This window comes from Kitasatospora sp. NPDC088391 (assembly GCF_044753345.1).
In the GTDB taxonomy this organism is placed as follows: Bacteria; Actinomycetota; Actinomycetes; order Streptomycetales; family Streptomycetaceae; genus Kitasatospora.
In genome coordinates this window covers 133,462-146,480 of the sequence record NZ_JBIVNB010000008.1, presented here as the reverse complement: position 1 = coordinate 146,480, position 13,019 = coordinate 133,462, and the positions used below count along the sequence as shown (strand labels likewise).

10 protein-coding genes and 1 pseudogene are annotated in these 13,019 nt (G+C 74.1%); 8 read left to right on the top strand and 3 right to left on the bottom strand.

Translation table 11 applies throughout. From position 1 onward, the window contains the following. Positions 1 to 52 precede the first annotated feature (52 nt). The gene (purH, locus tag ACIQBJ_RS23680; RefSeq protein WP_400713981.1) at positions 53 to 1,636 is read left to right on the top strand and encodes a bifunctional phosphoribosylaminoimidazolecarboxamide formyltransferase/IMP cyclohydrolase; all 1,584 of its coding nucleotides are present in this window, start codon (positions 53 to 55) and stop codon (positions 1,634 to 1,636) included. Between the two features lie 63 nt (positions 1,637 to 1,699). On the opposite strand, the gene ACIQBJ_RS23675 is transcribed toward purH, so the two are convergent. Next, complete coding sequence (locus tag ACIQBJ_RS23675) at positions 1,700 to 2,446, bottom strand: RDD family protein (protein ID WP_400713978.1); 747 nt, start codon at positions 2,444 to 2,446, stop codon at positions 1,700 to 1,702. Between the two features lie 145 nt (positions 2,447 to 2,591). Next, positions 2,592 to 2,984: a hypothetical protein gene (locus tag ACIQBJ_RS23670; protein WP_400713975.1), complete on the bottom strand. Its 393-nt coding sequence runs from the start codon at positions 2,982 to 2,984 to the stop codon at positions 2,592 to 2,594. A gap of 229 nt (positions 2,985 to 3,213) precedes the next feature. On the opposite strand from ACIQBJ_RS23670, the gene ACIQBJ_RS23665 reads away from it, so the two are divergent. The 7 genes and pseudogenes from ACIQBJ_RS23665 to ACIQBJ_RS23635 all read left to right on the top strand — a co-directional run. Continuing rightward, a complete protein-coding gene (locus ACIQBJ_RS23665; protein WP_400713972.1) occupies positions 3,214 to 4,068 on the top strand; it encodes a bifunctional methylenetetrahydrofolate dehydrogenase/methenyltetrahydrofolate cyclohydrolase in 855 nt (284 codons plus the stop codon). A gap of 5 nt (positions 4,069 to 4,073) precedes the next feature. Continuing rightward, positions 4,074 to 4,487, top strand: a complete 414-nt coding sequence (locus tag ACIQBJ_RS23660) for a DUF3017 domain-containing protein (RefSeq protein WP_400713969.1) — start codon at positions 4,074 to 4,076, stop codon at positions 4,485 to 4,487. A gap of 177 nt (positions 4,488 to 4,664) precedes the next feature. Then, positions 4,665 to 5,657: a malate dehydrogenase gene (locus ACIQBJ_RS23655; RefSeq protein ID WP_400713966.1), complete on the top strand. Its 993-nt coding sequence runs from the start codon at positions 4,665 to 4,667 to the stop codon at positions 5,655 to 5,657. Positions 5,658 to 5,725: 68 nt separating this feature from the next. Continuing rightward, entirely contained in the window at positions 5,726 to 7,039 is a 1,314-nt protein-coding gene (locus ACIQBJ_RS23650; RefSeq protein ID WP_400713963.1) for a hemolysin family protein, read from the top strand. 30 nt (positions 7,040 to 7,069) lie between these two features. Continuing rightward, a complete protein-coding gene (gene trpS, locus ACIQBJ_RS23645; RefSeq protein ID WP_400713960.1) occupies positions 7,070 to 8,107 on the top strand; it encodes a tryptophan--tRNA ligase in 1,038 nt (345 codons plus the stop codon). A 56-nt stretch (positions 8,108 to 8,163) separates the two neighbouring features. After that, entirely contained in the window at positions 8,164 to 8,667 is a 504-nt protein-coding gene (locus ACIQBJ_RS23640; RefSeq protein ID WP_400713957.1) for a 2'-5' RNA ligase family protein, read from the top strand. Positions 8,668 to 8,773: 106 nt separating this feature from the next. Further along, a pseudogene (locus ACIQBJ_RS23635) lies at positions 8,774 to 10,486 on the top strand (Stealth CR1 domain-containing protein); the annotation flags it as partial. An 18-nt stretch (positions 10,487 to 10,504) separates the two neighbouring features. Here ACIQBJ_RS23635 and ACIQBJ_RS23630 read toward each other — a convergent pair. Continuing rightward, positions 10,505 to 12,934: a CDP-glycerol glycerophosphotransferase family protein gene (locus ACIQBJ_RS23630; protein WP_400713954.1), complete on the bottom strand. Its 2,430-nt coding sequence runs from the start codon at positions 12,932 to 12,934 to the stop codon at positions 10,505 to 10,507. Positions 12,935 to 13,019: the final 85 nt, after the last annotated feature.

The following is a 13,019-nucleotide window of genomic DNA, read 5'->3' as shown; positions in this document are numbered from 1 at the left end:
AGAGGCGCGCGTGGTGCTCCAGCGCCCCGGCGAGCGAAGCGAGGCGGGTCGCATGAGCGCCGCCCCCTCCGCCAACGCCCCCGTCTCCGAGAACGTGCGCCCGATCCGGCGCGCGCTGATCAGCGTCTACGACAAGACCGGACTGGAGGAGCTGGCCCAGGGCCTGCACGCCGCCGGGGTCGCCATCGTCTCCACCGGCTCCACCGCCGGCCGGATCGCCGCCGCCGGCGTCCCGGTCACCGAGGTCTCCGAGCTGACCGGCTTCCCCGAGTGCCTGGACGGCCGGGTCAAGACCCTGCACCCGCGGGTGCACGCCGGCGTCCTCGCCGACCTGCGCCTGGAGTCGCACCGCGCGCAGCTCGCCGAGCTGGGCGTCGAGCCGTTCGACCTGGTCGTGGTGAACCTCTACCCGTTCACCGCCACCGTCGCCTCCGGCGCCACCCCCGACGAGTGCGTCGAGCAGATCGACATCGGCGGCCCGTCGATGGTCCGCGCCGCCGCGAAGAACCACCCCTCGGTGGCCGTCGTGGTCGACCCGGCCCGCTACGCCGACGTCCTGACCGCCGTCCGGGGCGGCGGCTTCGACCTGCTGACCCGCAAGCGCCTGGCCGGCGCCGCGTTCGCGCACACCGCCGCGTACGACGTCGCCGTGGCGAGCTGGTTCGAGGAGTCGGGCTACACGGAGTCCGAGGCCGCGTTCCCGACCTTCCTGGGCAGCACCTGGGAGCTGGGCGACGTCCTGCGCTACGGCGAGAACCCGCACCAGCAGGCCGCGCTCTACACCGACGGCACCGGCGGCCTGGCGGGCGCGCAGCAGCTCCAGGGCAAGGAGATGTCCTACAACAACTACGTGGACACCGACGCGGCCCGCCGCGCCGCCTACGACCACGCCGAGCCCGCCGTCGCGATCATCAAGCACGCCAACCCGTGCGGCATCGGCACCGGCGCGGACGTCGCCGAGGCGCACCGCAAGGCGCACGCCTGCGACCCGGTCTCCGCGTACGGCGGCGTGATCGCCGTCAACCGCCCGGTGAGCGTCGAGCTGGCCGAGCAGATCGCCCCGATCTTCACCGAGGTCGTCGTCGCCCCCGGCTACGAGGACGGCGCCGTCGAGGTGCTGGCGAAGAAGAAGAACCTGCGGGTGCTGGTCGCCCCCGACGCCCCCGCCGACGCCCTGGAGTCCCGCCGGATCTCCGGCGGCCTGCTGCTCCAGCAGGTCGACCGGGTCGACGCGGCCGGAGACGACCCGACCACCTGGACGCTGGCCACCGGCGCGGCGCTGTCCGCCGAGGAACTGGCCGAACTCGCCTTCGCCTGGCGGGCCTGCCGGGCCGTCAAGTCCAACGCGATCCTGCTCGCCAAGGACGGCGCCTCGGTCGGCGTCGGCATGGGCCAGGTCAACCGGGTCGACTCCTGCAAGCTCGCGGTCGAGCGGGCCGGCGAGCGCGCGGTCGGCTCCTACGCCGCCTCGGACGCGTTCTTCCCGTTCGCCGACGGCCTGGAGATCCTGCTCGCCGCGGGCGTCAAGGCCGTGGTGCAGCCGGGCGGTTCGATCCGCGACGAAGAGGTGGTCGCCGCCGCCGAGAAGGCCGGCGTGACCATGTACCTCACCGGTACCCGGCACTTCTTCCACTGACCCGACACGCCGAGGGCCCCGCACTCCGTGGAGTGCGGGGCCCTCGGGCGTCGTGCGCGGGCGCTACTTCTTGATCACCACGGTGCCGGCGGCACGGTCGTGCCAGCCCTGCAGCTTGCCCGAGTTGTCGAAGAACGGCGACAGGTAGACCAGCAGCTGGCCGATGCCGCAGAGGACCGCGCCGACCTGCGGGATGATGAAGCGGACGAAGCCGCCGCCCACGCCGGGGACCTGGCCGTCGGACTCCTTGACGACCCGCAGGCCGAGCGCCATCTTGCCGAAGGTCGCGCCCTTCAGACCCACCATCAGCCATTCGTACAGCAGGTTGAAGGCGGCCAGCACCGCGATCAGCGTGAAGAAGCCGACGAAGATGCCGCCGGCCGCCTGGGACTGGTCGTTGATGCAGCTCTGGTAGGACGAGGTGCCGTAGCTGTAGCTGCTGCAGTCGTCGATGTTCTTCGACAGGCCGACCACGCTCGCCAGGCCCGCGGCCATCGCGATGCCCATGACCACGCTGACGATCACGCTGTCCAGCAGGCGCGCCAGGAAGCGCTGGCCCATCGTGGCGACCTGGACGGTGCCCAGGTAGCCGATGTTGATGTAGCCGTTGTTGGCCTGGATGGTGCCCGGGGCCTGCGGGTAGCCGTAGCCCTGCTGCGGCACCTGCTGCTGCGGGTAGCCGTAGCCCGGCTGCTGCGGGGCCTGCTGCGGGTAGCCGTAGCCCGGCTGCTGCGGCGGCTGCTGCGGGTAGCCGTAGCCCGGCTGCTGCTGCTGGCCGTACGGGTTGTTCGGGTCGGGCGGGTAGCTCATCGATGCCTCCGGGCAGGAAGGAGCGTGGACGGGACAGGAGTCTCCTGGGAGCGGACGGGCAGTGAATTCGCCGACCGCGTGGGAGAGTAGCGGACAGGTCCGACGTGAAGGGGATCAAGGACCGGCGCGCGGCCCGGGCGGGGGCTCAGGACGAGTAGTTGCTGACGGCGAGGACGATGATCGCGATGCTGATCAGCACCGCCAGGGTGTTCAGCACGATCCCGCCGATCGCCGTGTTCCGGCCCACACCGGTGGCCGCCGAGCGGTTCAGGCCCGCGATGCCGAAGCCCAGGCCCACCAGGCCGAGCAGGCCCAGGTAGAAGCAGGAGAGCAGCACCGTGATGAAGCCGATCACCACGGACGTGGTCGCCGCGTTGTTGTTCGGCGGCGCGACCGGGTACATCGGCGGCACCGGCGCCTGCGGGTAGCCGTACCCGGGCTGCGGCGGCTGCTGCGGGTAGCCGTAGCCCGGTTGCTGCGGCGGATAGGGCTGCTGGCCGTAACCGCCGTGCGGGTCCGGCTGGTACGGATTGCTCACTGTCGTCTTCCCCCGGTGTCGTCCCCCGCGGCCCTGCGGCCTGTCACCAGGCCCGGACGGCAGGAATTGCTCCGGTCATCGTGGTCCGAACCACCGCGCGCTGTCCAGCCACCTGCGGCGCGGCGGCCCGACCGTGGCGCAACCGCAACGCTCCGGGCACCGCGCGGGGACACGGCGTGACCGGGACCGCGGGCACGGCCCCGGTCCCGCATCCGGGAGAATGGGGGGCATGACTGCCCAGATTCTCGACGGCAAGGCCACCGCTGCCGCGATCAAGTCCGAACTCGCCGTCCGCGTGGCGGCCCTCAAGGAGCGGGGCATCGTGCCCGGCCTCGGCACCGTCCTGGTCGGCGACGACCCGGGCAGCCGCTGGTACGTCAACGGCAAGCACCGCGACTGCGCGGAGATCGGCATCGCCTCGCTCCAGCGCGAACTGCCCGCGACCGCCACCCAGGAGGACGTCGAGAACGTCGTCCGGGACCTCAACGCCGACCCGACCTGCACCGGCTACATCGTCCAACTCCCGCTCCCCAAGGGCCTCGACACCAACCGGGTGCTCGAACTCATGGACCCGGACAAGGACGCCGACGGCCTCCACCCGACCTCGCTCGGCCGCCTCGTCCTCGGCATCGACGGACCGCTGCCCTGCACCCCGCTCGGCATCGTCGAACTGCTCCGCCGCCACGACGTGGCCATCGACGGCGCCGAGGTCGTCGTGGTCGGCCGCGGCATCACCGTCGGCCGCTCCATCGGCCTGCTGCTCACCCGCCGCAGCGAGAACGCCACCGTGACGCTCTGCCACACCGGCACCCGCGACCTCGCCGCGCACCTGCGCAAGGCCGACATCGTGGTCGCCGCGGCCGGCGTCCCGCACCTGGTCAAGCCCGAGGACGTCAAGCCCGGCGCGGCCGTCCTCGACGTCGGCGTCTCCCGCAGCGAGGGCAAGATCGTCGGCGACGTGCACCCCGGCGTCGCCGAGGTGGCCGGCTGGATCTCCCCCAACCCCGGCGGCGTCGGCCCGATGACCCGCGCGATGCTGCTCAACAACATCGTCGAGGCGGCCGAGCGCCGCGCCGGCCACTGAGACCGGTGTCCGGCCTCAAGCGGCGCGGCCCGCGCCGACCCCCCGCCACCACCGAGGGCACCCTGCCGCCGGAGGGCTCCGCGGCCGCGCTCGGCCGCGGCCACGCCCTGCCGCTCCGGCAGTGGCCGATAACGCTGGTGCTGGCCGTCGTGCTCACCGGACTGCTGATCACCTGGGCGGGCGACTTCCGGCTCGGCCTGCTCACCGTCGGCGCCGCGCCGCTGCTCGGCGCGCTGCTCCGACTCGGCCTGCCGGACGTCGGCATGCTCGCCGTCCGCAGCCGGTTCACCGACGTCGCGCTGATGTTCCTGTTCGGCAGCGTGATCGTGGTGTTCACCCTGGTCGCCCAGCCCGACCCCTGGCTGCGGGTACCGCTGCTGGAGAACATCGGGCGCCTGATCGGGCACCCGGTGCACTGACGCCGCTCCGCGGGCGGGTGGGCCGCCGTGCCCACCCGCCCGCGCGGGGCCCTGCTCGCGCGGCGCGCGCACGCCTTGCGATAGCCTGACCCAGGTCTCTCGACATCGAGAGATCATCCTCGGCTCCAGCGCGCCGGTGTGCCTGGGGCACCTGGCGATCTGCAGGAGAAGGCTGAAATGACTCGCACCCCCGTCAACGTCACCGTCACCGGAGCCGCCGGCCAGATCGGCTACGCGCTGCTCTTCCGCATCGCCTCCGGTCACCTGCTGGGTGCCGACGTCCCGGTCAACCTGCGGCTGCTGGAGATCCCGCAGGGCCTCAAGGCCGCCGAGGGCGTCGCGATGGAGCTCGACGACTGCGCGTTCCCGCTGCTGCGCGACATCACCATCACCGACCAGGCGAACGTGGCCTTCGACGGCGCCAACGTCGCGCTGCTGGTCGGCGCCCGTCCGCGCACCGCGGGCATGGAGCGCGGCGACCTGCTCTCCGCCAACGGCGGCATCTTCGGCCCGCAGGGCAAGGCCATCAACGACAACGCCGCGGACGACATCAAGGTCCTGGTGGTCGGCAACCCGGCCAACACCAACGCCCTGATCGCCCAGCGCAACGCCCCCGACGTGCCGGCCGAGCGCTTCACCGCGATGACCCGCCTGGACCACAACCGCGCCGTCGCCCAGCTGGCGAAGAAGGCCGGCGTCACGGTCGAGGACGTCAAGAAGGTCACCATCTGGGGCAACCACTCCGCCACCCAGTACCCGGACCTGTTCCACGCCGAGATCTCCGGCAAGTCCGCCTTCGACGCCGTCGGCGCCGACCAGGAGTGGGTCGAGAACTTCTTCATCCCGAAGGTCGCCAAGCGCGGCGCCGAGATCATCGAGGTCCGCGGCGCCTCCTCGGCCGCCTCGGCCGCGAACGCCGCCATCGACCACGTGCACACCTGGGTCAACGGCACCCCGGCCGGCGACTGGACCTCGATGGGCATCGTCTCCGACGGCTCCTACGGCGTGCCGGCCGGCCTGATCTCCTCCTTCCCGGTCACCACCTCGAACGGCACCTTCGAGATCGTCCAGGGCCTGGACCTCTCCGAGTTCGACCGCAAGCGGATCGACGCCTCGGTCGGCGAGCTCGCCGAGGAGCGCGACGCGGTGCAGGAGCTCGGCCTCATCTGAGCGCCGCTCCACCGCGTGTGAAAGGCCGGGCGCCCACGGGGCGCCCGGCCTTTCCCTACACTCGGGCCGTGAGCGAAACCCTGCAGGACGCGGCGCTCGTCCTGGTGTTCATCATGCTGGGCGGCCTGTTCAACGTCGCCGAGATCGCGCTGATCTCGCTGCGCGAGGGCCAGATCCGGGCGCTGGAGGCCGCCGGCACCCGGCGGGCCGCGCGGGCCGCGCACCTGGCCGCCGACCCGAACCGCTTCCTGGCCGCCGTCCAGGTCGGGGTGACCTGCATGGGCTTCCTGTCGGCCGCGTTCGGCGCCGACACGCTGGCCGGCAAGCTCGCGCCGGTCTTCGTCCGGGCCGGCCTCTCCGAGGGCGTCGCGGACGCCGTCGCGCTGGTCTCGCTGACCCTGGTGATCTCCTACGCCTCCCTGGTGCTGGGCGAGTTGACGCCCAAGCGGATCGGCCTGCAGCGGGCCGAGTCGATCGCGCTGCTGGCCGCCCCCGTGGTCGACGTGATGTCGGTGGCGCTGCGGCCAGTGATCTGGCTGCTCGGCCACTCCACCAACCTGATGGTCCGGCTGCTCGGCGGCGACCCGTCCGCCGGACGCGGCGTGATGAGTTCCGAGGAACTCCGCGGCCTGGTCGCCGCCAACACCGAACTCGGCTCCGACGAACGCGAGTTGATCAATGAGGTGTTCGCGGCCGGGGAGCGCCAGCTGCGCGAGGTGATGGTGCCGCGCACCGAGGTGACCTTCCTGGACGGCGACCGGCTGGTCGGCGAGGTCCGGACCGAGACCGACTCCGCGCCGCACTCCCGCTACCCGGTCGTCGAGGGCTCCTACGACGCCGTCACCGGCTTCGTGCACGTCCGCGACCTGTACGGGGCGCGGGCCGAGCAGGCCCCCCGGGTCCGCGACCTGGCCCGCCCGGTGAAGCTGCTGCCCGCCACCAAGAAGGTGCTGGAGGCGATGAGCGAGATGCGCCGCGAGGGCCACCACCTGGCGATCGTGGTCGACGAGTACGGCGGCACCGCCGGCATCGTCACCCTGGAGGACCTGGTCGAGGAGGTGATCGGCGAGATCCGCGACGAGTACGACGCCCAGGACACCACCGCGACCCGGCGGCTGGCCGGCGGCGGCATCGAGCTCGACGGCATGCTCAACCTCGGCGACTTCGCCGAGGAGACCGGCTTCGCGCTGCCCGAGGGCCCCTACGAGACGGTGGCCGGCTACGTGGTCCGGGAACTCGGCCGGCTGCCCCGGCAGGGCGACCAGGTGGTCACCGGCACCGGCGCGAAACTCACCGTCGCCCGGCTCGACGGGCGGCGGATCGAACGGGTCCGGGTGAGCGCCGTCACACTCGGCGATCCGGTCGGCCCGGAGGTTTCCTGAGCGGCCCGGGGAACTGGAAGAATGGCCCGCATGGTCAACGCAGCGGTCACCGGTCCGGTGAAGGACCGTCCCCGGGTGCTCTCCGGCATCCAGCCCACCTCAGGCTCCTTCCACCTGGGCAACTACCTCGGCGCGGTGCGCCAGTGGGTCGACCTGCAGGAGGCCAACGACGCCTTCTACATGGTGGTCGACCTGCACGCGATCACCGTCGAGCAGGACCCGGAGACCCTGCGGAACAACACCCGGATCTCCGCCGCCCAGCTCCTCGGCGCCGGCCTCGACCCGGAGCGCTGCACCCTGTTCGTGCAGTCCCAGGTGCCCGAGCACGCCCAGCTCGCCTGGGTGATGAACTGCCTCACCGGCTTCGGCGAGGCCGCCCGGATGACCCAGTTCAAGGACAAGTCCGCCAAGCAGGGCACCGACCGCACCACCGTCGGCCTGTTCACCTACCCGGTGCTGATGGTCGCCGACGTCCTGCTCTACCAGGCCGACGCGGTCCCGGTCGGCGAGGACCAGCGCCAGCACCTGGAGCTCACCCGCGACCTCGCGGACCGCTTCAACACCCGCTACGGGCAGACCTTCACCGTTCCCAAGCCGTACATCCTCAAGGAGACGGCGAAGATCCAGGACCTGCAGGACCCCGCCGCCAAGATGAGCAAGTCCGCGGCCAGCGACAAGGGCCTGATCAACCTGCTCGACCCGGCGAAGGGCAGCGCCAAGAAGTTCAAGAGCGCCGTCACCGACACCGACACCGTGGTGACGTACGACGAGGCGAACAAGCCCGGCGTCTCCAACCTGCTGCGCATCCACTCCGCGCTCAGCGGGACGTCGATCGACGACCTCGTCGCGCACTTCGAGGGCAAGATGTACGGCGCCCTGAAGACCGAGCTGGCCGACCTGTTCACCGAGTGGGTCACCCCGTTCCAGGCCCGCACCCAGCAGTACCTGGACGACCCGGCCGAACTCGACCGGGTGCTCGCGCTGGGCGCCGAGAAGGCCCGCGCGGTGGCGTCCGAGACGCTCGCCCAGGTCTACGACCGCATCGGCTTCCTGGCGCCCAAGCGCTGATGCCGACGGCTGCCGCCCGCGATGGTGACGGTCCCGACGGGACCGTCACCATCGGCGTGTCCATACACGTCCCCGAACCGTACGGCAGCCGGGTGCAGGACGCCCGGGCCGGGCACGGCGACCCGCAGGCCCGCTCGATACCCACCCACGTCACCCTGCTGCCGCCGACCGAGGCCCGCCCCGAGCTGCTGCCCGCCGTCCGGCGGCACCTGCGCGCCGTGGCCGCCGCCCAGCGCCCGTTCCGGATGCTGCTGCAGGGCAGCGGCACCTTCCGCCCGGTCACCCCGGTGGTCTACATCCGGGTCGAGGAGGGCGCCCAGGAGTGCCGGGTGCTGGAGGCCGAGGTCCGCTCCGGGCCGCTCGCCCGCGAACTCGCCTTCCCCTACCACCCGCACGTCACCGTCGCGCACGGCCTGTCCGAACCGGCCCTGGACGCGGCCTACGAGAAGACCCGCGGCTTCCGCGCGGTCTTCGACGTCGCCGAGTTCGTGCTCTCCCGGTTCGGCGCCGACGGCGTCTGGCGGCCCTGGGAGTCCTTCCGCTTCGGCCTCGGCGGATGAACTTTTCCTGACCGTCTGCCAATCGGCTGAGAAACGTCCCGGTTTACTGCCTTCCGTCCCGCCGCATTGTTAGCGTCACCGTGAAATCCGGTGCGGCGGGAGTGACATGGCGGTCAGGCAGGCGGTTCCCCAGCCGGTACGACGACTCGCCGGGCGCGCGCTGCGGGCCTGCGGACTGCTGCCCGCGCCGCCCGCCCCCGCCCCCGCGCCGCCCGACCCGCGCCGCCGCCGCGAGGACGCGCTCGCCGCCGCCGACCCGGCGCTGACCCGGCACGGCGGACGGCTCGCCACGGTCCGCGACGACCTGCTCGACCCGCAGGCCCGGCTGGCCAACCTGGCCGAGGCCGCCGCCGCGCTCGACACCGCCGCCGTCCCCTACCTGCTGGTGCCCGACCGCGGCGTCCGGCACCGGCTCGGCGTGCCGCCCGGCCACCGGGAGGCCGCGCTGGCCGCCGTCGCCGCCGCCTTCCGCGGCGCCCCCGTCTACGCGGCGCTGCTCGGCCACGGCCGGGTGCACGCCACCGTGCTCGCCGAGGAGCTGCCTGCCGCCGCGGCCGCCCACGAGACGCCCGGGCCGCCCGGGACCGAGCCCCCCGAACGGGTCAAGGGCGTCCGCCTGTACCGGCCGGTGGTGACCTCCGGCCGCACCCTCCACTACGGCCGGGAGCACGGCTGCGACCTGGAGTTCTGGGACGCCGCCGAGTCCTCGGCCGGGGCGGTCGCCGCGATCGCCGAGACCCCGTTCGGCTGGTGGCTGCCCTCGCTGGAGCCGGCCGGCACCGTCCGGGTCGGCGACCGCGACTACCCCGTCGCCGAGCCCTTCCTGCACACCCTGCCGGAGGACGTCCGGTTCCCCGTCGACGCCGTGCTGACCTGGGTCGACGGCGCCGACCCCCGGTGGCGGGCCCGCCGCGCCGAGGCCCGGGCCCGGCTGCTCGGCACCGGCCCGGACGACGCCCCCGCCGCTCCCGACCCCGCCGCTCCCGGCCACGACGACGGCGAGCACGACGACGGCGACCACCGCTACCGCAGCCACGACGAACTGCGGTACTGCCTGCGCTCGATCGCCATGTACGCCCCCTGGGTCCGGCACGTCCACCTGATCACCGACGACCAGCTGCCGGACTGGCTGGACACCACCGTGCCCGGCCTGAGCGTGGTCGCGCACCGCGACCTGCTGCCGGACGGCCCGGTGTTCAACTCGCACGCCATCGAGACCGGCCTGCACCGCGTCCCCGGCCTGGCCGAGCACTTCCTGTACTTCAACGACGACACCTTCCTCGGCCGCCCGGTCCGCCCCGAGGACTTCTTCCTCGGCAACGGCCGGCCCAAGGTCTGCCGCGACACCCGCCGCGTCCCGCCCGCCGCGCCGACCGTCCGGCCCGACGTGTACACCGCCGCCCAGCAGCACACCCGCCGGCTGCTGGAGCGCGACCACGGCCGGGCCTTCGCCCGGGTGCTCGCGCACGTCCCCTACCCGCTCCGGCGCGACCTGCTGGAACGGGCCGAACGGCACTGGCCGCGGGCGTGGGAGGCCACCGGCCGCTCGGTGTTCCGGGCCGCCGACGACATCGCCCCGATCACCCTGGCGCTCTACCACGCGCAGCTCCGCGGCGACGCCGTCGACGGCGCGCTGCGCCACGACTACCTGGCGCTGGACCGGGCCGCGGACCGCGACCGGCTGCCCGGGCTGCTGGCCGCCCGCGACCTGGACGCGTTCTGCCTGGCCGACGGGGACGCCGACGCCGACGCCGACCGGGGCCCGGCGGTCGCCGCGTTCCTCACCGGCTACTTCCCGGTGCCCGGCCCGTTCGAGCGGCCCGAGCGCCCCGGGCGGTCAGCCCCCGCCACCGAGGGCGAGCATCCGGTCGACCACGCGGGCGGCCGCGCCGCCGTCGTCGAGCGGGCAGAACCGCTCCCGGAACCGGCGGCGGGCATCCCGGTGCCGCGCCGGGTCGAGGGAGCGCAGGGCGGCGACCAGCCCCTCCGAGTCGCCCAGGAGCGGACCGGGCGCCGACCGCTCGAAGTCGAAGGTGAAACCGCGCAGCGCGTCCCGGTAGTGGGCCAGGTCGTAGGTGAAGAACAGCATCGGCCGACCGGTCACCGCGAAGTCGAACATCACCGAGGAGTAGTCGGTGACCAGCACGTCGGCGACCAGCAGCAGATCCTGCACGTCCGGGTGGTCGGCGACGTCGCGGACGAAGCCGTCGTCCGGCAGCGCCCCGCCGACGTGCACGTGCGGGCGCAGCAGCAGCACGTGGTCACGGCCCAGCGCGGCCCGGGCGGCGGCCAGGTCGAGGCGTAGGTCCAGGGCGTGCCGGCCGCCGGGCCCGGGCCGGTCGTCGCGCCAGGTCGGGGCGTACAGCACCACCCGGCGGCCCGCGGGCAGGCGCAGCCGGCGGCGGATCGCGGCGACCTCGGCGGGGTCGGGGCGGGCCAGCCGGTCGGTGCGCGGGCAGCCGGCCTCCAGCACCTCGCCGCGGTAGCCGAAGGAGGCGCGCAGCTCCGGGGTGGCGAACGGGCCGGGAGAGACCAGCAGGCTCCACTGCCGGACCTCGCGGTCCAGCCGCTCCAGGTAGCCGTCGGCGGCGGCCCAGCCGGGCGGCATCCGGTGGCCGATCCGCTTCAGCGGGGTGCCGTGCCAGAGCTGCACCACCTGCTGGCCGTCCCGGCGGCGCAGGAAGTCCGGGAAGTGCGTGTTGCCGACCAGGTAGCGGCAGGTGGCCAGGGCCTCGTACCACTCGGGGCTCCACTGCCGGACGGCGCGGGCGCCCTCCGGGGCCGTCCCCTGCCCGTCCTCGATCACCCACAGGTGCTCCAACTCCGCTCCCCGGAGCACCAGTTCGGCGTGCACGGCGCGCGGGTGGCAGGCGTGGCCGCGGCCGCCGAACACGTCGTACAGCACCGCCTCGCGGAGCGGGCGGCGGCGGGCCGCCGGGTAGGTCTCGGTGCGCAGGCGGTGCTGGCGGTACGCGCTGCGCTCGGTGGCGGACAGCACCGGGAGGCTGTCCACGATCAGGGTGTCGTGCCAGCGGCGCTGCAGCAGGAAGGACTTGCCGAGGACGCCGGCCCGGGCCGGGAGCGCGGGCAGGGCGGCCGGGTGCAGCCGCACCGGATGGCCGGCGGTGTCCGGGCCGGGCCCGGCGGGGCGCAGCAGGACCTCCCAGACGCCCTTGGCGAGCGGGCGGGGGGTGCCGTCAGTGCCGGGCGGGGCGAGCGGCAGCCGGGCGGTGAACCGGCCGCCGGGGGCGGGCCGGGCGGGGGCGCGGCGCTCGCGGCCGTCGCCGGTGTGCCGCAGCACCAGGTCCAGCGGGCCGGCGTCGGCGGGGAACTCCCCGGCCAGTTCGAAGCCGCCGGGGGCGGGGGCGATCAGGTCGACCAGCGGCTCGGCCGGCTGGACGCAGAACTGCAGTGACCCGTCGGCGAGTTGCTTGGCGTACAGGACCGTCCGGCCGTCCGGCAGCGGGAGTTGGCGCGGGCCGTCGGGGGGGTGCCGCAGCACCAGCGGGGCGGGGCCGCCGGGCAGGGCCAGTTCGGGCTCCCAGTGGCCGGGGGCGGGGCTCGGGACGGTGCCGACCAGGGCGGTGAACTCGCTTCCCCGCCAGTGCGCCTGACTCTGGATCAGCTCGCCGGTGGCGCGGTGGCGCAGCACCAGCGGGCCGCCGCCGGGGCCGGTGGCGGTGCCGCGCAGCTCGAAGCCGTCGGGCCGGGACCGGCAGGAGTCGACCCGGGCCTGCGGCCGGCGCAGCGTCAGGACCAGGGCGCCGTCGGCGGCGGCGAGCACCAGCTGGGCGGTCGGGCCGGTCCACCGGGCCGGGGGGTACTCGCCGGCCCCGCACCAGTGCGGGAGGAGCGGGGTGCGGGCCCGGCGCAGGCCGGAGCCGACGGCGGCCCAGAGCTGCCAGGCGGCCTCGCCCCCGGCGCCGGGCCGGGCGCGCAGCAGGGCGGGGTCGAGCCGGGCGGTGAAGCCGGTCCAGTCGAGGCCGTGCCGGGTCTGCGCGCTGTCGTCGGTGGCCTCGGGCAGGTGGCGGGGGGTGGTGCGGAGCCGGACGGTGCGGCGGCCGCCGTCGAGCGGCCGCAGCTCCAGGACGACCCGGGTCTGCCCGGGCCGCTCGCCGGGCCGGTCGGTGAGCCGGCCCTCGCCGAGCAGGACGAGCACGTCGCCGTCCCAGGCCGCGTCGCGCAGGGCGGCGACGGCGGTCGCGGCGGGGGAGTCGGGCCGGGCCGGGCGGGCGGCGGTGGCGGGGCGCCGTACCTGGGGGGACATTCCCGTTATCCCAGTGCAAGGGCCGGGGAAAAGTCAATTCCCTCCCTTTTTCGACCATACGAAAAAGGGAGGGAATTGATATCTG